Source organism: Flagellimonas onchidii (genome assembly GCF_004804315.1).
GTDB lineage: Bacteria > Bacteroidota > Bacteroidia > Flavobacteriales > Flavobacteriaceae > Flagellimonas > Flagellimonas onchidii.
In genome coordinates, this window is record NZ_SRXX01000018.1 from 43,610 (window position 1) to 66,119 (window position 22,510).

General features: G+C 41.3%; 6 protein-coding genes and 1 tRNA gene. 1 reads left to right on the forward strand and 6 read right to left on the reverse strand.

The window, feature by feature from the left end; translation table 11 throughout:
- Window positions 1–12: 12 nt before the first annotated feature.
- The 6 genes from E4661_RS16230 to E4661_RS16255 form a co-directional block, all read right to left on the reverse strand.
- A tRNA-Cys gene (locus tag E4661_RS16230) sits at window positions 13–83 on the reverse strand.
- A gap of 48 nt (window positions 84–131) precedes the next feature.
- A complete protein-coding gene (gene folB / locus E4661_RS16235; protein WP_136468513.1) occupies window positions 132–491 on the reverse strand; it encodes a dihydroneopterin aldolase in 360 nt (119 codons plus the stop codon).
- 41 nt (window positions 492–532) lie between these two features.
- Window positions 533–1,483, reverse strand: a complete 951-nt coding sequence (locus E4661_RS16240; protein ID WP_136468514.1) for a PorP/SprF family type IX secretion system membrane protein — start codon at window positions 1,481–1,483, stop codon at window positions 533–535.
- Between the two features lie 18 nt (window positions 1,484–1,501).
- Window positions 1,502–15,865 carry a T9SS type B sorting domain-containing protein gene (locus E4661_RS16245; RefSeq protein WP_136468515.1) on the reverse strand — a complete coding sequence of 4,788 codons (14,364 nt, stop codon included), beginning with the start codon at window positions 15,863–15,865 and terminating at the stop codon, window positions 1,502–1,504.
- A 37-nt stretch (window positions 15,866–15,902) separates the two neighbouring features.
- A complete protein-coding gene (locus E4661_RS16250) occupies window positions 15,903–17,975 on the reverse strand; it encodes a PorP/SprF family type IX secretion system membrane protein (protein ID WP_136468516.1) in 2,073 nt (690 codons plus the stop codon).
- Window positions 17,976–17,980: 5 nt separating this feature from the next.
- Window positions 17,981–20,215 carry a T9SS type B sorting domain-containing protein gene (locus E4661_RS16255; RefSeq protein WP_136468517.1) on the reverse strand — a complete coding sequence of 745 codons (2,235 nt, stop codon included), beginning with the start codon at window positions 20,213–20,215 and terminating at the stop codon, window positions 17,981–17,983.
- Between the two features lie 259 nt (window positions 20,216–20,474).
- On the opposite strand from E4661_RS16255, the gene E4661_RS16260 reads away from it, so the two are divergent.
- Entirely contained in the window at window positions 20,475–22,160 is a 1,686-nt protein-coding gene (locus tag E4661_RS16260; RefSeq protein ID WP_136468518.1) for a glutamine--tRNA ligase/YqeY domain fusion protein, read from the forward strand.
- Window positions 22,161–22,510: the final 350 nt, after the last annotated feature.

Sequence of the window (22,510 nt, forward strand, 5' to 3'; positions counted from 1 at the left end):
GGGTTTTTTTAGAGGCATCGAGCGGATTCGAACCGCTGTACAAGCTTTTGCAGAGCTGTGCCTAGCCACTCGGCCACGATGCCGTTTCAGGGTGCAAATGTACTACTTTTTTTAGCTTACCCAAAGATACTTCAAGGTCTTTGGTGCTTTAAGGAAACTGCTACGCTTTCAACATCTCCTCCCATTGGTGGGTTAATTTTAGCAACTTCCACCTGAGCTTTGTTAACAGTGGGAATTTCCAAGAAAATACGGTCGATAATACGTTTGGCAACATGTTCCAATAAATTAGAACGAATAGCCATTTCCTCTTGTACTATTTTATTTAAATGAACATAATCAACAGTTTCACTAAGCTTATCAGATTGGGAAGGTTTAGCCAAGTCAGCAAAGACATCCAAGTCTACACGATAATCACTACCGATTAACATTTCTTCTTTCAAACATCCATGGTTGGAATGTACTCTAATATTATTTATCCTGATCCTGCCCACAATTCGAAAAATTAAGTGGGACAAAAATAAGTTAAACCAATCTAATACATGCACCTACAATTGCTGATACCTTGAAAGAGGTCCATGCCAACAGTAAGAACATGTGTTCCTGTACTGTATCCTAAAATTTCATTGGTGATGACCTGGTACGAATATCCAAAATAGAAGTTGTTCTTCTTTAAGCCTGCAATAGGAGCAATGTAAAGCGGTTTACCCAATTGATCGTTTAAGAATCTGTAGGTAGCGCCTACGTAATAATAATCCTCAAAATCGTGAAATCGGAATTTAGCATTTAAATCAGTCACGGATCGGCCATCATTTTCAAACCATTGAAAGAAAACAGAAGGTTCTATTTCCAACTTACTGTTTTTGCTCTTTGAAATACTATAACCAGTGTATAAATAATAATTTCTTAGTGTATTGGGCTCAAAAACCGGATTAAACTGCTCAAGGTTTTTGGGTAAAATATTGGAAGCATTGAGACTTATATAGAATTTATCGTACCGATACAGCACGCCTAAGTCAAAATTATGGTTTGTGGTCGCTTTGTCGTCCGTAGGACGCTGACCGTTAAAATCCGTAAAATTTTCTACGTCTATTCTAAACTGGTTGAAATTGTATGAAATACCAAAAGAAAGAAAAATATCGTCATATCTATCCAAAATAAGATGGTGGGCAAAAGAAACCCTTGCTCCTCTTTGTTTGGTTTCACCATTGCTGTCATTGTACATAAGCATTCCCAAACCAGATCTATTCCCAAGGCGAGCGTCAGCGGCCAGGGTCTGGGTATCTGGGGCATCTTCAATACCAACCCATTGAGTTAAACCATTTAAACGAACTTTAATATGATCTCCAATACCGGCATATGTAGGCGACATCAGAAATGGGTTATCAGCAATATATTGTGAAAGCTGTGGTATAGTCAACTCCTGAGCTCTAGCATTAACTGCCAGCAGTAGTATAAAAAACAGTAAACAACTTTTTTTCAACATGGTTCAATAGGTTAAGTGTCATTGTCGATATAGGGTAAAATGTCCTACCATTTCTCGGTCATCATTTTCACCTTGGAGTTTTATGATGTACCAATAATCTCCTGTAGGAAGCTCGCTGTTGTTATAAATTCCATCCCAACCAGCATCGCCATATCCCATGCGATAGAGCTCTCTACCATAACGATCAAAAATGATCATTAGTACATTTGGGAAGGCCTCCAGATTGTCTGGTAGCCAAGTATCATTGCGCCCATCACCATCTGGAGTGAAGAAAGGTGGAATTTCAATATCAATGAATTCCATTTCTATTTCTGCAACAACCTCACATCCATTTTGATCAACAACTCTTACGACATAAGTGTCAGTTCTATTAATGATATAGGTGTTGTCAGTTCCATTGTTTACATCATCAAAGAAGATGGTATAGTCTTCTAATCCTCCGGTTACATGGGCAGTAATTTCATTGATGTTGCTATTTTCCAACACTAGGGACAATGGTTCAAAACCTATGATATTGAAGTCAATAGTGTTAGGACATCCATTTGAGTGCAGAATGGTCAGACTATGATGACCTGGAGCGATGTTTGTGAAATCTGGGGTCAATTGCATCATTGCAGGATCTGTAGTGTCAAGACCGTAGAGCACATCCGCTACCACAGTTTGATCTTCAAATACAATATCCAACCGGTTTGTAGGCAAATCACCATCACATTCATAAACTGGTGTTACCGTAGCATTAAGGTTGACACCTGGGTTGATTTCAACAAACACATTGGTTTCACAACCTTGGGCATCTCTTATAAATGCTACATGCGTACCAGCTGGTAAATTCTGGAACAATACTTGATCCTGAACAAAATCTGCAGCTGCATTGGAATTTAAAGCTGTTGAATATGGGGCTGTTCCACCAGTAATGTCCAATTCGAAAGAACCATCTTCACTACCAAAACAAACTTCATGTAATATGTTTATAGCTTGAGCCTGAACAGCAGTAGGTTGTTCAATTTCGAACTGGAATACTTCGAAACATCCATTTCTATCCTGAGCGATTACATCATATATTCCTGGGGCTAAATCGGTAAAGTGGTTTTCCGTATCGAACAGGTTCAGATTTGGTGTAATAGCGTATAGAATTTCACCAGTACCTCCAGAAACCTCAACGGTAATGGTACCATTATTTTGACCTTCACAGGTGACATCTGTAAATTCGGCTGTATCTACCTGTAAAGGAAGAGGGTCAACAATTGGAATAAGAGCACTGGTCACATCGCAATCCATACTGGTCACATGCACATAATAGTCTCCGGCAACCAAACCATTGAATTCACCATTGGTTTGTGGACCAGCTACAGAAGTGGTCAAACCAGGATCAGAGAATAATTCGTAGGAATAATTGCCCAACCCTCCTATTGCCGTGGCATAAATAGTTGCAGAAGCTTCTCCTGTACAATTGATAAATGCAGCGCTATCATCAATAATAACATCCAAAGGAACAATAGGGTCAACGGTGACTTGGTTAGATATGGTAGCTTCACAACCAAAATTATCCCTGACATAATACTGATACGGTCCAGCGGGAACGGGGAATACATGTGTATTACCGCCTGACATGGATGTATAGGAAATGCCATCTGTACTATATTCATATGGTCCTGTTCCTCCTGAAGCGGTAAGTTCAATTTGAGCAGGGTTCGTACAGGTAAGTTGAGTTAATTGTATAAGGTTGGCCTGTACTTCTGTTGGCTCTGAAATGGTAACCTGCACGGTTTCTGTGCCGCATGACCATCCATCAGAAACTGTAATACTGTAGATTCCAGCACCAAGATTGTCAAATGTTTGACTGCTTTGTGCACCGCTAGTGGAAACAATAGTTGTTCCGGTAGCATCGTATACGTTCAATTGATATTGGTACACACCCTCTCCGTTCAACACGTTGATTGCAGATACCGTGGCATTAGTGTCTCCATAACAAACTAGGGTTGTTGGGGTGGCATCTATGTCGGCGGTAATTGGAATTGGCGCAACTAAAGGTGGTACAGCAGGAGTTATCCGGCATCCGGCATCGTCAATAATTTCTATATCAAAGGAACCTGCAGACAGTCCTGAGAATACAAAACTAACTACATCGGTAGCATTATATATTTGTCCTGTTGTGGTGTTGGTCAATTGAATATCATAAGGAGCAAATCCTCCAGTCGGTGATACCTCGATTTCACCTTGATCATTAGTACAGGTTACATCGGCCACTTGAACAGGAGTCGCATTTAGCATCATATCTGGAGAAGCGATGGTAATTGTGTTGGAATCTTCTGTACAGAGAGGATTTCCAGTTTGTGTAACCCTTACATAGTAATTTCCTCCTGAAAGCCCTGTAATTGGTCGTGGATTAACACTGGTATTTGTGTTAACTAGAGGACCTATCGGATTGTTTGAACTATCAAAAACCTGATAGTTATAAGTTCCTGTATAGCCTGTGATATTGATTTCCATTGCTCCGTTTGTATCTCCAAAACAAATAGCAGGGGCAGTAGGAGTTGCCACAACATCAATTATATCATAAGGAGCGATGTTATGAGGGGCAGTATCAACATAACAGCCAGTAGTGTTATCAGTCACTCTAAAGGTGTAGCTTCCTGGAGCTGTCAAATCAAAGGTGGCCGTGGTTGGCGTTGGAGTGGAGGTCAAACCACCTGATGGATTACCTACCGGCAATAACTCAAATGTGTATGTATTTGTAGGATTCCCATCGTCGGTCACCGTAATCAACACTTCTTCTGGATTGGCACAACTGATAGCAGCGTTTTGTGTAACAATAGCAGTAAATGTATTGATTGGTTGAATCGGTGGAAGAGCTACTGTTTGAGGACATGAATTACCATCCGTAACATAAACAGTTATATTCTGTGTCGCTCCGGTATCAACAATATCAAAAGTATTTGATGTTTGGAAATTAACATTGTCAATACTATACAAATAAGGAGCAGTTCCATTTGTGGCAGTTACCGTTATGGTAGAGGTGTTCACCGTATTGTTTGCATTACAAGCAAATGGTGTAGCCGTTGCGGAAACATTCAACGCAGTAGGTTCTGTTACCGTTTGATCAAAGAAGCCTTCGCAAGACCTTGCAGAAATTACCCTCACTCTATAATCGCCTTGAGGCAAGTTGTCGAAAATGTTGCTTGTCTGCGCAGCTCTGTAAGGCACAGCCAGGTTAGCCATTTCATAAAGTTCATAGTTGTAAACTGGATTAACGGCCGTAGCAGCGTCCAATTCTACAGTAAGAACACCATCGGAACCTCCATTACAACTTACGGGGTCCATAGCAACATTGGAGATAACAGGGTCAACTTTGTCATCTAAATCCTGTGTAATTATCACGGTACAAGGAGTAACTGTGTCTCCATCAGTAACCGTAAAAGTGTAGGTTCCTGGCTGAGTCAGTCCTGTAAATATTCCTGTTGCGTTATTGGCTGTTGTGACAGCATCAGGGAACAATACACTATAGGTTAGGTTGGCAGAACCACCATTAACAGTAATGGTAATATGCCCACCAGGATCAATAGTACAATCTATTGGTTTCACCACAGTTGCGGTAGCCACCATTTCATCGAGTAGAACAACTGGACCAATAGTAGTGGTACAAGACCACTGATCAGCAATCAACACCTGATAAGAACCAGCGCCCAATCCAGAGAAGATGGGGCTAGTTTGAGGAGAGCCTACGTTGCTTCCACCTCTAATCAATTGATAGGTGTAATTGCTTCCTTGACCACCAGCGGTTCCAACCACTTCTATTTCACCTTGAAGCGCAGTACAGTTGTCCTGATTGATACGTAATTCGGTAGCGGTAATACCTGTTGGGTCTACAAGATTTACATTAGGTAATTGGAATTCACATCCATTAGTATCTGCTACCCAAACTTGATAGTCAGTGCCAGCTCCAGGTCCACCAGCAAGCCCTGTAAATTGTGGTGAAGCTTGGTAACTTCCTGGGAAAACAGGTGCAGGATTAGACACTAGATCAACAAAATAGGTGTAACCACCCCATCCGCCAGCAGCGTTGATAACCTCTATAACACCATCGTTTAAAGCACAGGTCACTTGTGTGACTTGAGTATTGGCAGAAATTCCAACATTAGGCCCGGCAATAGTGAATGCTTCACCATATGTACATGCAAAACCTGGAGGGTTGGTATCAGTTACCTCAACATAGTAGTTTCCGGCAGCCAATCCGCTTATTGTAAAACTTCCATCAGCATCACCACCAGCAGAAGTGACATCATCTGCTAGATTTCCTGGTGTGTTGTTAATATCGTAATAGAGGGTATAAGTTGTAGCGCTTGGATAGGTTACACTTCCAGCATCAACAAGATTTAGGTCAACAGAACCATCTGAGTCGCCAAAACAAGTGATGTTGCTAGTGCTTACTACATCCAAATCCAACACCTCGGGGTCAACAACGATGTGCGTTGTTGTAATGACACAACCGGTTACTGTATTTCGTATTTCGAAATTATGAGGCCCAATCGCCAAACCAGTAAAGCTTCCTGATGGCTGGAAAGCATTAGGCAACAATCTAAACTCATAATTGGCCGGAGTAGTCGTTGAGTTGGTCAATGAACCTGTTGCTGTGATAGTGATGTTCTCTCCGGTAACACAAGTTGCCGCAGCATCAATGGCAATACTTGTGGACTGCAATTCATCAAATGGATTAATTGTAGCAGTTGTTGTTCCCACACAACCGTTATCGTCATAAACGTTGATGGTGTACACGCCTCCAGCAGTATCGGTTTCAATAAATGTTGGATTGTTTCCTGATTGAACAACAACAGGGGCCTCAACAGGAACTGTATTTGGATCGTCTTCTTCTATGAATTCATATGTTACATACGTTCCAGACCCTCCTGTAATTCCAGGTTGAACGGTTATTGAAGCATTATTCATATTGTTTCCTGAAGTACATCCAAACTCAACAACACTTGTGTTGATATTGGCCAACACGTCTGGCTGCGTTATAGCCTGAGTTTGTGTTGAAGTACAACCATTGGCTGCGGTTACTTCAATGGTATAAGTAATACCGGCAGCTAAACCTTCAAGTCCGGTAAAGGATGCAGTTGTTGCATTGCTTGAGGTCGGAGCAATAGGGAAAGTAGCCGAACCACCCGTAGCTGAGATAATCTCAAAGGTATATGGTCCAGTACCATTATCGACGGCACTTACATTGATGGTTCCATCATCTGTGCCATTACAGGTCACATTGGTGAAGGACGCTACGCTAAATGATGGCATAATTGCAGCTGGAACTGCAATATTGAACACTCTGGAGCATGTTGGTCCAGTTGTGTTGTTGTCATAAACTGTTATGGTATAGTTTTCTACCGTAGTTGTGCTGAACACAAATGAATTGCTAGGCAGCACAGTTCTAGCGACAACTGTTCCTGAACCATCTGCGATTTCATAATCATAACTACCAGCAAATCCAAGATTATCACCAGATCCTGAAAGAATTTCTATGGTAATTTCTGCATCTGGACTTACGGAGCAATCCAAAAGCTTTGTCAAGGTCGCTGTGGCCTGCAAAACAGGATGCACGGTTACGGTGCTTGTATCTGAACATCCATTACTATCTAAAATGGCAATATTGTATGTACCTGCAGAGATGTTGTTGAAAACACCACTATTATCCAAATAGGTGGTACCACCATCCAGAGAATAGAATATCTGGGCTGCTCCACTAGACGCAGTAATGGTTACAGTTGATGGATCGCTACAATTGTCAACAGCGATTGCATCGATTGTTGGGTTAGGCGTCAATGTCAGAGCAACATTACCAAGTGGCGCTGAACAACTGTACTGATCTTCCATAGTAACATGATAGTTTCCAGCGGGAGAATTCGCAGGTATCTCAATGGGGTTGTCAGAGGTTGAGGTAATGGTCACAAATGGAGCGGGGCCAGTTACCGTATAGGTATAGGTTCCACCACCTCCAAGGGGATTTTGAACTTGGATAAGACCAGGAGTATCACAGCTAATATTCTGTAATACAACCGGAGTACCTGTTAATGGATCTAATTCCTCCAACAGTTCATTTTCCGTTGCTCCAACACAACTATCGACGTTTAAGGCATCCACCTCAACAACTTCGATGAAATAATTTCCTGCACCAAGCCCATTTACAGTAACATTCTGGGGAGAGGAATACGGCACGTTTCCTCCACTGTTTGCGACTGAAACAGGGGAGCCAGAGGTCATATCATAAACAGTCCATCTAAATTGTGGTCCAAAAGGAGCTTGATTATCGGTAACCGTATAGGTGATACTTCCGTTGTTTGAACCATTACAAGATGGTGTTATTGAAGAAGTGATTTCCAAAGGAACGGTTATCAGGTCATTCACATTGACACTACTCTGTCTAACGCATCCTCCGCTATCCCTTACATAGAAAACATATGTCCTTCCAGGAACCAAACCTGTCCAGATGTATTCGCCATGTCCTGGGGTAACAGGATTTCCAAGATTGTCAAAACTTCCACCAGCAAACCAAGTAGCTGCAGCTGGATTAAAGTTGGCTGGATCATCGGAATAAGCATATTCATATCCAGGAGCACCTTGCGAACCTTGAACAGTCACCTGCAGCTCGTTACAATTTACAACCAAAGCAGAGATGGTAATGTCCAAATCATCCAAAGGATAAGGAATGATAAATGGAGGAAAATCTGTTTGACATACAGTATTGCCTAAACCATCTACTGTTCTCATGGACGGGTTTACAATATCGCCAGAATTGTATCCCGTAAGAACATCGGTGGTTCCTGGAATGCTGTTATCACCAATCCAGGTTGCACCTCCATCAGCACTAAACTCAATAGTCCCTAAAGTTGTTGGGTATCCTGTAAAATCAAACCCAAATTCACTTGGAGGGCCGGTACAATCAGCCGCTGTTCTACCAGAAATGATTGCGGTAAGCTCATCAGGATTAGCAATGTTTACAGGGGTCTCTGACACAACGCAACCTGTAGCATCGGTAACATTAATGGTGTAATCACCAGGTATTAGATTATAATACGTTCTGCTTGTAACAAGAACATTGGTGTCTGTCGAATTACCTGCTCCTCCATTATCCAAATCAATAATTTGAATGGTAAAGGGACTTATTCCTGATGTGATATCAACCTGAATCGAACCTGTTCCATCATGACATAAAGGATCTGTTGGAGTGTTTGTAACGGTCAACGGAGTCGCCGGATTTACTGTCACGGTTTCTACATACTCACAGTAGGGAGAAGTAGCTGAATTATCTCGAACATAAACATCGTAGTCTCCGTCGTTTCCGGTCGTTACGGCAAAAGTATTAGTTGTGGAGAACAGACCCGTTGGGCTTGTGGTTGTTGGAACAAAGGCATATTCTAAGTTTGGAACACCACCAGAAGCGGTTACGGTAATGCTTCCATCAGCACATGTACTGATATCAACAACGTCTACGGTAGCAACAAGAGCATCTATTATATCGACAGGTTGCAGCGTACCGACACAACCAAAACCATCCCTTACATTTATGGTATAGTTTCCTGCTGCTAAACCAACAAAAGTATGTGTTGTTGCAGTTGCGGGAGTCGGAGTAATCCAAGCTCCACCATTTAAACTGAACTGATAGTCACCATTACCTCCGGTAACATCGACTTGAATTGTGCCATCATTATTACCACTATAACATGCAGTTGGAGTTGAAGTAAAGGCCAACGTTGCTGGGGCAACCACAGTCAAAGCAACATCAATGGCATCTTCACAAAGATTGGCATCCCTCGCGCGAACCACATAATCACCAGCAGTAAGCCCTGAGAAGATTGTGTTGTTTCCATTTGTAGCATAATCAAAACCAGCGATAATACCACCTACTCCATCTTCCAATTGATATTCATAGGCCGGTGTTCCGTCCGTTGCAGAAGCGGTAATGGTTGCACCCCCATTGGTACAGGTCATCACTGAAGTGATTGAAGCAGTGGCAACCAGAGCGTTAGGCTCGGACAGGGTTTGGTTTAAGGTAATCGAACAAGCTGCGTCTCTTACATCTTGTACCTCTATGACATAATTTCCTGCAGTAAGATTGTTTAACGTAATTGGGCTAGCCGTCTGGGGGGCAGAAAAACCACCTCCATTAACTTGATAAATAAATCCACTTCCAGAATCAAAATTTTCAGCATCAAAAGTTATGGACCCATCGTTTCCGGCATTACATGAAATGTCTGAAAAAGCAGTTATTGCAGCATCAAACGCATGTCCATCTTCAATATTAACATCAACGGTAAGTGAGCCTGAACAAACCTCAGGATATTGTAAAGCCTGAATGTCATCTATGGCAATATCGTTACCATTATTTCCTGACGCAATGGTTCTTATTACGATGTCAATATTGGTATTAGCTCCGGGGTTCAATGAAATTGGAGGAGGGCGATACCAGTCATTGGCACCAGTGTTTTTTGGAATTATACCTGTGGTTGCACTTGCAATTACTGCATTTGAACCATCTACCAATTCTACTAGAATATCGGGGTCTAAACCAGATGTTCCTTGCCTTAACAGATTGAAAACTGCGAGAGAAACTTCAATATCTAAATTTGGTACTACCTCAATATTTCTTTTAGCATAAACAATGGTGTTTACACCGGGGTCTCCAACATTAACTGCTAAAAATCGTCCATTTGGGGTTAATGAAGCATCATTGGGGCTTCTCCATGTTCCAAAAGGATTCGCTACGGCCTGAGTAACAGAATATTCCAAATCGTTTATCTGCCCGTTTGCAGAATTACTTGTTCTGCCATTCAATGGACTACATGCGGTTGCACTGCCATCTTGAGGCTCATAACAATAGTAATCTCCATCAATTTCTGTGATGCTCGTATTTGGCCCTGTTCCAAAGTTTTCTAACAAGATAACACTTGGTGTTGGCGCAACATTGCTAGTATAATTTACTGTAATGGTATGGCTTCCAACCGAGACGTTGTTAAACACGTTTGAGGCAGTTGGAGCGTTTCCATCAATTGCGTAGGTGTAATCAAAAGTTGCGGTATCTGGAGTAACGGTTACTGTGCCCTCGCCATCACATTCGTAGTCGATAGCTGTTGTGATGCCAGGAGGTGTAGGCTCAGGGTCAATGGTTACATTCATTGGGAACGTACAATTATTAGCGTCTCTAATAAAAACAGTGTGAGTTCCTGGCAATAAATATCCAATAGGCGTAACGGCATAGTTAGTCCCTCCATCAAAGCTATATTCATATGGAGCTGTACCACCGATTGCATTTGTAATTCTTACTTCAGCACCAATTCCTGGGTTACATTCCGCAAGTTGAGTAACCGCGGCAGATGCGGACAAAGTTAAGGGTTCGGTAATGGTGTAGATTTGTGAAATATCACAATTGTTGGCATCACGGACCCTGATGTTATAACTGCCTGCGAGTTGATTTACAAAGGTGTTTGAGGCTTGGTATGTAACACCGTTGTTGATACTGTACTGATAGGGAGCTTCACCGCCAGAAGCAGTAATGGTAATGGTTGCTTGGGCCTCTCCACTACATAGAATTCCTGTATCCGCAATTGAGAGTGATAATGCTGTGTCTTGAACAATGGTTAAGTCATATGAAGCTTCACAATAACCTGCCCCACCGTTGTTGTCTCGGACATAAACATCATAGTCTCCGGCCCCAGTCACGTTGACGGGATTGGTAGTGGCAAAATTACCGGGAACAGGAGTCACCCCGTCCGCTACAATGGCATAAACATAACTTCCATCACCGCCGGCGGCAGTGATATTAACATTTGTGCTCGTTGTACATGCTGTAATGTTGGGAGCCGATGCAATTACGGATAACTCTGGATTTATAGTTATGGATGCAGAATCTGTACAGTTGTTACCATCCCTAACATCTATGGTATAAGTTCCAGAAGTTAATCCGGCGAAAACATTATTCGTTCCGAAGGCACCTCCATTGAGGCTGTATTCAAAGTTACCGTCACCACCTGAAGTTACATTTGCCGTAAGGGTTAGACCGACGGCATCGTCAAAACAAGTATCATTTGGGACTATGGCAAGTACAGGAGGAACCGCAGCATTTAGTGTGAATGTTGTGCCTATGGCGCAACCATTCGCATCGGTTACTGTTGCGTTATAGGTTCCTGTTTGTGTCAACCCTGTAAAAGACCCTGTGCTATTTGTTCCAAAAGTGGTTGCATCAGGATTGGTCAATGTAAAGGTGTTGCCTCCCCACCCACCGGTTGAAGTCAATATGACACTTCCATCTATAATACATGTGGGTTGTGTTTCTGCAGCACTTATTGTCAAAGCGGCAGCTGGCGCGTTAACAGTTACATCTGTTGTAGCCGTACAATTGGTTAAGTTGTCGGTTACAATAATTGTATAAGTTCCATCAGCCAGACCGGCCAATGGGATTGTTGCAGCTGTTTGATTGTTTCCGTTAAAGTTGGCAGGCCCGGTTACCGAATAATCATAATCTGTGTTGAAATCGGCAACAGTAAAAGAGATTTCTCCATCGTTGCTTCCCAAACAAGAAATATTGCTGACCAAACCGCCGGAGACATTGATTTGTGAAACAGGACTTATGGTGAAGGATTCGTCGTAGGTACATCCTTTATCGTCTGTTACTCTAAAGGTATAGGTTCCAGGGTTGAGTCCATCAAAATCAGCAGAACCACCGGTAGTTGAAGTAGCAGCTACAGGAGCTGGAGCTATAATTTCGAATACAAATGGAGTGTTTCCATCTACCACTGTTACGGTAACATCTGACGTCAATGCAGGACAATTTGGGGTCGTAGCAGAAAAGGTTAAGTCCGATGGTGGATTTAGCGGATCTAATGTTATTGTATTGGTTACGAAAGTACAGTTGTTGGCATCTCTAATGGTAATATTGTAATCTCCATTGGTTAGGTTGGAGAAACGTTCGGCTCCTACACCATTCACAAAATTCACACCATCAATACTATATTCGTAAGGAGCGGTTCCACCCACTACATTTTGCGCTTCAATGATTCCGTTTTGCAAACATGTATAGTCTTGAATCAGTATGGCATCTCCACTTACTCCTGATGTTGGTCCACCAATTGTAAATGTCTCTGTAAAATCACAGGATATTGCTCCTTGGGTTTGAGTAATATCTAACGAATAGGACCCCTGTGGCAACCCAGTAAATGAGCCAGAGGTGTTTGCTGCAGTAGAGGTGTCCGGATAGGTTAACGTGTAAGATAAGCTGTATCCGTTGGAGTTTGTGACATTTACGGTAAATGTACCATCAGCAATACCAAAACAAGTTTCGTCAGTAAATGATGTAGTGTATTCTACTGAAGAAGCAACAACAATTGAAACACTGTTTGAAACAAATGAACAATTATTACCATCCACCACTATAAACTCATAATCTCCTTCTTCTCCATTGGTAAAGGTAAACTGGTTGGTGACTTGGTAGGCACCGGCAGGAATATCACCAACACTGGCATACAAATCAGCCCCATTGTAGCTCCAAATAGCATAGTTATAATCTGGATTTGGAAATCCACCGGTTCCCGTGACGGTAATTATTCCATCTACACAATCAATATTTTTTGTGGTAATGGCCGTAAGGGCCAAATCTGTAACATCATTAATTGTTACTTGCTCATTGTGCAGACATCCGTCATCGGTAGTAACCTCAACATCATAAACACCATCATTAAGGTTTTCAAAGGTGTAGTTATTATCTGTTGTTGGTCCAAAAGTATCAACAACGGTTCCTCCTTGGGAGATTTCATAATAATATTGTGGTTCTACATTTAAAACAGAAATAGCAATTTCCCCAAGACCATTACAATCTGTATCTCTGGTGGTTACATCAACTTGAAAGTCACGAGTAAGAATACCGATGTTATCCAACACAAAAACACAACCATCGGTTACGCCTTGTTGTCTCATTTCCACAGTGTAAGCTCCATTTGTGGTGATGTCAAAACTTGGATTAGAATTGTATGCAACAAGTTCGTTTCCAGAAGTTTGGTCTATCAATCGATATTCGTAATCTAAAGGCATATTGGTAACGGTGATGTTCCCATCGGTATTACAAATAATGTCCCTTGAAGTATATTGTGGATTTAATGGATTCTTAAAAACATTGAAATAAAAACGACTGAAGCATCCATTCAAATAGTTGATCACTACACGATATTGACCTGCATCCGAGGCTAAGAAATCACCTCCAGTATCTACGGTGTTCCAAGTACATGAGTTGTTTATATTCGGACAATCTGGAGTGGCCGCGGCACAACTTGTTTCATCCAATTGTTCCCAAACAATGCTATTTGCATCAGGAATGTTTATTTGAATCAGTTCAGTATCGTTCAAACCACACAAAAAGATTTGTGGAAGCTCACTACCGTCGTTGGGACACGTTAAGATTTCCCCCTCAACCGTGTTGGAAGTATCGTTGATCAAGGCAGTGATCGGGTTGGATTGTGTTGTTCCAGAGAGTTCAACTGTTATGATTTCCTGAAAGCCCTTACATGGATCGGCAACTTGTTTGTCTACAATATAAATTCCTATATCACGTACCAACAAAGTACTCGGGTCGCTATCCGGGTCTCCGTCATTAAGCACTGTGTCTCCAGCATCAATAACTTGGTTTGCGTTGTTGTCCAAATACCAGATATAGGCATCGAAATTGTCTCCAGCGTCCAATATAACATCGGCACCGCAAAGTTGAACAGTTCTTGAAAAGTCGCAATTTTCTAGATCATCCAATAAAAAGTTTGTAGCTCCTGGTGTTGTAAACCCACAGTCGTCAAAATCGGAAACACTGGGGTCATCACTAATTTGGTTGGCATTGATGTCACCTTCGTATGTTGAATAAGCTAAGTTTTCAATAATGTCGGTACAAGCATCGATAAAATCAAAACAATTTTGTGCGACTTGTACACGAATCCGAATTTCGGAAATAGGATCTCCTTCTTCCACCAAGTTGTCCGGAATGTCAAATACCACCTCTCTTGTAGCTGGAGTGTAAGTATATGTCACACCCGGAGGTAAGGTCATTACCGTCTCGTCCAAAGTAACATTTACAGGGAGTATATCGCGAATGGTGTAATTGACGGCATCATCATTTCCTGTGTTTACAAAGGAAAGCACATAGTCCAGTACTTGACCAAGGTTTACCCCTTGACCGGTAATATCGTTTCCTCCGATATCCTCAACTTTCTTTTCAAGGACAATGGAAGGTTCAATGATTTCCACACCGAAAGTAACTAGAAATGAAGCAAACCAATCACCACTTGTACCTAGTCGAAGTGTTGCACTGGTATCGCCATTATCGATAATACTGTTACTAGGGTTATTTAGATCAAACACATCGGAATCAAAACCAATTGCATTTGTACTATTGATGTTTCTTGTAGTAACATTGGCACCATCTTCACTTATGGTTGAGTTAAAAAAGTTGTTGCTTGGGTTTGCCGAATCCGAAATAGGAGTAAAGGTAGAGCTGCTGTTAGAAACGATTCCAAAGGTATCTCCGGATAAAGAAGTCTCCCCCTCAAGGGTACTTACACCAATTCGGGCATTAACAGGACCAACGGGAATGGTATTAAAACCAGAGACCGTTATGTCCGCTGTATTGTTTCCGGAATGTGTTGTGATTCCTTCGTAACCATCAAAAACGGAGATGTATTTACCTGGTAAAGTTGGGTTTTCATAGATTACCACCAAAGTCCAACCGGCGGCACCATAACTGGTTGCCCCCCTTGTTCCCCTTACGTTTGCAACAAAATATTCACCATTAGGGTCAGCAAGGGCCCGTAATTGGTTTGTTACGTTTTTAAAACAGACATAGGGATCATTTGGAAGGACGTTATACCCATCTACAATTATGTCGTCTTCCTCACCTGCTGGGTCAGGATTATTGTCTGCGGTGAGGTCAATATAACTTCCACCAGGAACTCGGAATTTGACCGAGGTTACGTCATAGTGATTACTGTCATCTGTGTAGGTATGGACATATCTACTCCTATGGTCTCCATCCCTTTCTACATCATAATTTCCAGCCCAATATAGACCGGCCCAATAGATTTGGGAACAGGCAGGGACTGAAAGCGTGGAACTACTAGAGTTGAAGGTGGTGGGGTCAGAATCAATGTCGACATATTCAACATGAAGTCCATTGTTACTGCCATTACCGTTATAAGGTGTATTTACTCCTGACCCATCAGAGAAAACCCTGTTCATAACACTGTTGGATAGGAAGGTATAGTCCCCTTTAATATTTAAATAGGTATTCCCGTTATCTGAAAGTCTTGGTGTAAAAGGCACTTCCTGGGCTTGCCCCTTTAAGCCAATAAACCAGATGCCCATAAGGCATAAGACTGTTTTAAGAAAGTGATTGGTCATTTTAACTATTGGAGTTTGGTTTAACGCGCATGATCCACATTTCGTCATCATACGAAGCGTTTAGTTTGGAATAGTATGAGGTTAATGCATTGTTCCAGGTATCGTGTTTCTTGAGGTACACATACCTGTAGTTGTTTTCTGGATTTATAAAATAGCTGGCATTCAATCCTTTGGCATTCAATTCTTTTACAAATCTTCTTGCATTCGATGCGCTTTTGAATACATTGGCTATGATGTAAAACCCAGAACCCAATCCATTAATTTTATATGTTGAATAGGATACCTTGGCAAGATTTCCTTTTGTCGGACTTACATTCTTCTGTAAGATGTTGTCGTCATATTTGGACTTGGATTTGTTTGCAACAGCGACAAGCAAAGGGCTTCCGCCACCACTTTCAATGCCATTTACGTTCATGATCCAAGCATCTCCATTATAGGTTCCATCAAGTTTTGAATGATAGGCAGCAACTGCTTCCTTTTTATTGTTGTACCCTTTTAGGTAGACGTAGTTAAGTCCGTTTTTCGGATTGATAAAGAAGCCCCCCTTTACCCCTTGAGCCTGTAGTTTGTCCAAAAATGCTGTTGCATTGTTTGGGTCTTTAAAGACATTGGCAATTAAATAGTGGCCACTTTCTACATTAGGAATGGAGTATGACCTGAACTTCCTTCTAGTTTTCCTATTGTATTTACGCGTGGTCTTATCTCGTTTAACAGAGGGTGAGCTTTTGGCAATAGCAGTTTTAGCCTCATTTAAGCGTATTACCTTTTTGGAGGCAGTGGTGTTAGACAAACCATGGTTTGCTACATTTCGAACAGGTTTTTTGGTGATAATATCAGCGCTGTCCATATTGGCGAAATAGACATCTTCAGCTCTTTTCTCCAATTGTGGCATTTGCCCTTGGGTCTCACGACGAACCATTTTCATGACCATTTCAAATCGTCTCTCAAGATCACTTCGGCGAGCTACTTCAATGGAATCTTGACGCAATAAAAGTTCATCTAAAATGGCATCGTTTTCAGCTAGCTTATCTCTTAATCGTTTGATTTCAAGGTCTTTTTCCGTCAAGCTCAGATTTTCTTGAGGTATGGAATCGGCCTGTACCAAGTCTTCTGTATCATCTTCCAACAGTACGCGATCTTCTGTAAGGTTAGGTGTAAACGAGTATGCTAGGGAGACTTCATGACTCAATCCGAAGTTTTCAAAATTGTTGGTCAGACCTTTTTCAACGGTATAACCAACGGAAAGATTTTTGTTAAGATTGAACCCCAATCCAGCGGAAGCTCCATAAAAGTCATCATATCCTGCTTGCAACCACCCTAGCTTCGGAAGATCTAGAATAAGATTTCCCGCTAAAGTAGGGGTTTCGTCACCTGTTTTGCGTACTCGGGCTAGAGGCATTAATCTGGCACTTTCTAGAATCCCGGAGCCATTTTTAAACTGATGGGTATATTGTAGGTGTCCAGAATAGGTTTTCTCGCTAAAATCAGTTACAGATTCACTGGTTTTTAGGTTATAATCGAATAAGTTTTCTGCATATCCACCGATGTCAAAATTTCCGAAGGAAAGATTGAAACCAGGCTGAAAAGTCACTAAAGAGCTGCTTTCCAAACTATTCAAAAATGGATCCACATCCACGGCGTTTGCCCTATTTTGATTGAAAGCGCTTTGGTAGTATGAAAAGTTGGCACCAAAAGTGAAATTACTCTTTTGACTTAACCGGATACCGTAGGCATAATTGGCATGAACACCGAAGTTGTTGAAAAGACCCTCTCGATTTGTGAACAAACTTAAACCAACACCACTTCTGTCTCCTATTCTTCCACTATAACTCAGAAAATAAACCTGATTGTTATCATCAAAAGATACCGATTGGTTTCTGTGAAAAAGATTTATATAGGACTTGTCCTCCCTTACTGTTGAAAATGTTGGGTTTAAAAGGAACCTATTGAACTTCACCAAGTTTTGGGATGGAACATTATAGGCAACGAAAGGATTTTCTTCCTGACCTTTTAACCCTGTAAAAGCTAGCAGCGTGAGTATAAGAAGTAAGTATAAGGGTTTGTTTGCTTGCATTTTGCTTATCTGATAACCGTTATAGTTCCTTGTTTTAGGTTTTCTCCTGCTTTGGATAAAGTGTAATAGAAAACCATACTTTGTTTGTTGAATGATGTTGTTGATTGAGGCCAGTTGTTTTCATAATTAGGTTGGCTAAAGACTTCCTTGCCTCTTTCGTCATAAATGGTTACCAACACATCATCTTTTCTGGAATAGGTGTTTGGCAAGACCCATAGATCGTTAATTCCATCCCCATTCACTGTAATGACATTTGGAATCGCAAAATTGTCTCTGTAGGCTACCGAAATCACTCGATTTACGGTACAATCACCAAAGTTTGCTACCAACAGATATTCACCTTCTAGTTGGAAGTCATATGAATCCAGTGTGCCCAAAAGCGAGTTGTTGGCATCGAACCATTGGTATGATTCCGCACCACTTGCGGTTACCGTTTCTGTTTCCCCTTCTATGATTATTAATTCTTCAGGCTTGTCCAACACCAATAGTGAGTCATCAAAAGCGTTAATGGTCAGTTCGTTAGAGATAACCGGACAATTATGGGTTTTGATAATAAGTTGATAAACGCCCGTTTCAGTGGCTGTTATCGTTTCCGAAGAGGTATCAACGACAGTACCATCTTTAAGCCATTCAAAAGTTTGGCCATCCAAACTTTCAGAACTATTAAGGACTATGGGGTCGGCTCCATCACATAAAACCGTTCCATTTGCTGTAATTTCCAAAGTGATATTTGTAATTAATGAAACAGATAACTGGTTTGAAGAGGCATTAAAACTATCCAACGTTCCTTCCAGCGTGTATGATCCATTTTGTAGGAAATCTGATATAGTAATTGTTTTGGAGGTTTCTCCGGCCAGGGTATTTCCTTCGTGCTTCCATTGATAGGAGAAAGCAGATTCCAAATCTGAAGTGACATCGGTTTTGGCACCTGAACTTCCAACCGCATTTATTGTTGTTAGATTTAAGGTTACATCTGAATTTTGACAGGATGTGTAGGCCCCGACATATTCCACTACAAACTCAAAGGAATCTGGTGAGACCACAGTTGTACTTTCGGAATCCACAAGTGCGCCTGAGCAGCCTCCTCCGGTTTCGTTTACCCTTGCAAAATAGGCTCCAATTTCACTTATTTCCAGAGTACTGTTTGTTTCACCTGAGATTGCAGAACCATCTTTATACCATTGATAAGTTGGAGTTATTGCAGTTGAGGATACAGATAAGGTTTTGGTCTGTGAAGGCAACAGAACAATGTTGGCATCATTTTCTCTGGAAACTGAAAAATTACCCAGGTTTCTTATGGTGACGGCAGCCGAACGCTCTGTACATATAGAAGGACCATCGACTTCAACTTCATATGAGCCCTCAAAACCTGTTGCCGAAGTGTTTATATTAAAAGTATGTTCGTCAACAGTTGGGCCAGACACAACAGTCCCGTCTTTGTACCAGGTATAAGTGTGGCCCATTCCAGAGATATTTGCTTCAAGCGTATGTGAATCTCCTTCGCAAAGCCCAACGTCATCGGCACCGTTTAGGGCGATACCTGTGCTGGCACCTGTTTCAATCGTTATGGTATTCCATGAAAGAGTATCTGCAAAACCTGAACAAATAGGCCCAAAATCCAACTCTACGAGGTACATTCCCGGAGTGCTTACTGTAAGCTCATGACTTTTTTCTGAAAGCAGGGTTCCACTTCTGTACCAGTTATATTGATATCTATCCGCATTTGGAACATTATGTGGTGAGAGGGTAACTGACCCACCGCCACACACTTGAATAACACCTCCCGAAGGGATGTCACCACTTCCGTCTTGACTGAAGAAAATACGAGTGTCAAAATCATTATAGTGCATCGGATATGCGTCAGTGGCTGGACTTGTTTTTGCAGGACTTGTACTTCGGACCCTTAGCTTGTAGTTTTCACCCCGAACGGTAGTTGGGACTGAAAAGTTAAAGTCAAAGTCAAAGTCATTGTTTTTATCTGCTACGCGGGCTAGCTCGGTTGGAGAGCCAAAATTTCCATCTTGGTCTGAAAGCTCAAGAACGAACTCGTTATCCGAGTCTACCAAGGGCAGGGTCCATTTAAAACTTACATCAAATGAATTGAAACCTGAAGAAGCACAAGCTGCCGTCCATACCGTAGTTGGCTTTTCAAGAACTTGGGCACTTAGAATGCCTGTAGCAAGACACAGTATTGCAATTATCTTTGCAATTATTCGATTATATGAACTAGTTTTTTCCATCAGCGTTAGTTTTAAGAGGTTATGGGCAATAATGCCCTCTCGTTGCGCCCCTTAAATTTGTTCAGTTGTCTTCGGCTGTCTCAAGGCCGACTATTTCATATAATATTCAATAACAAATATGATTTTATTTTCAGCTTCGGGAAAGATATTGTTGTAGGTGGCACCAAAACTGTTGTGAAATGGCCTTCTTTGTATACACTTTAACCATTCATCGACTATAAACACTGGTTTTACTACCTTTGCGCTTCAAATTTTGGTTATGGGTGAAGAAGAGAAATCTCTGAATTTTATTGAACATATTGTCGAGGACGATTTAGCGAACGGCTATGGAGATGGTGACCTTCGTTTTAGGTTTCCTCCGGAGCCAAATGGGTATCTCCACATTGGGCATGCAAGCTCTATTTGCTTGAATTTTGGTTTAGGTTTGCGTTATAATGCACCTGTTAACCTTAGATTTGATGACACCAACCCTGCAAAGGAGGAAAAGGAGTATGTTGATGCCATAAAAAAAGATGTGGCTTGGCTTGGATATGAATGGGATACTGAGTGTTTTGCATCTGATTATTTTCAACAACTTTATAATTGGGCCGTTGAACTTGTTAAACAGGGAAAAGCCTATGTTGATAGTCAAAGTTCAGAGGAAATGGCCCAGCAAAAGGGTACTCCTACCGAACCGGGCACGGAGAGTCCGTTCAGGAATCGTACGATTGAGGAGAACCTTGAGCTGTTTGAAGGTATGAAGAACGGCGATTTTGATGAAGGGACACATGTCCTTCGAGCTAAAATCGATATGGCGTCATCCAATATGTTGATGCGGGATCCTATTATGTATAGAATTTTGCACAAACCTCACCACCGTACAAATACCGATTGGTGTATTTACCCTATGTATGATTGGACGCACGGAGAGAGTGATTATATTGAACAAGTCTCGCATTCCCTATGTACATTGGAGTTTCTTCCGCATAGAGAGTTATATAACTGGTTTTTGGACCAATTGGTAGATTCCAACAAACTACGTCCCAAGCAACGTGAGTTCGCAAGAAGAAACCTCAGCCATACAGTGGTAAGCAAGCGAAAACTTTTACAATTGGTTGAAAGCAAAGTTGTTGATGGTTGGGACGACCCAAGGATGCCTACAATTTCCGGTTTGAGAAGAAGAGGCTATACGCCAGAATCCATACGGAATTTTGCTGATACGATTGGAATCGCAAAGCGGGAAAACATTGTTGATGTTTCTTTGTTGGAATTTCATGTTCGTGAGCATTTGAACAAAATTACTCCGCGGGTTATGGCCGTGTTGAATCCCTTAAAGATTGTGATTACAAATTATGAGGAAGGCAAGGAAGAGTGGTTGGATGCGGAGAATAATCCAGAAGATGAAAATGCTGGTAATAGAAAAGTTCCATTTTCAAGAGAACTTTATATAGAACAAGAAGATTTTAGAGAAGAGGCAAATCGCAAATTTTTTAGATTAAAGCTGGGAGGAGAGGTACGTCTTAAAAATGGATATATCATAAAAGCAGAAAGTTGTACCAAAGACGCTAATGGAAATGTAACGGAGGTGCAGTGTACCTATGACCCAAAAAGTAAAAGTGGAAGTGGTACAGAAGAGAGTTTGAGAAAGGTAAAAGGAACTTTACATTGGGTTTCAGTTTCTCATGCAATTTCTGCGGAAGTTAAATTGTACGACCGCCTTTTCACCGACGCTTCACCAGATACACATAAGGATAAAGATTTTATGGATTTTGTTAATCCAGATTCTTTAAGGAAAGTTACCGGGTATTTAGAACCAAGTTTGAAAGAAGCTAAGATTGGTGATCGTTTCCAGTTTCAGCGCCTGGGGTACTTTAATGTGGATACTGATTCAACCGTCGAGAAATTGGTTTTTAACAGAACCGTTACTTTGAGGGATACTTGGGCAAAATTGGAACAAAAATCCTAGTATAAAATTTATCTATTCTTGAGCACATATACCATTTGGTTTAATTATAAAAATCAACTTGTTTTAAGGGAGTTTACTGGCTGTTTAGGAACTATTGAGGCTACTTGCGGCCCGGGTCGCAAAACTGTTCAAGAGTGGCTTTAAATGAAGAAACTTAAAATTATGGATATGATTCAGGAAATTTGTTGCTCTATCATAGAAATAATAAAAAGGGAACCTTTAGGTGTAATAGTTAAGACTTAATCTGACAATCTTAATAAATTAGTTTAACCCTTAAATTAGATTTGTCAGATGAGTACAGAAGAAAAGATCATCAAACCAAAGTTAGGATTATTAGAACTTGCCAAACA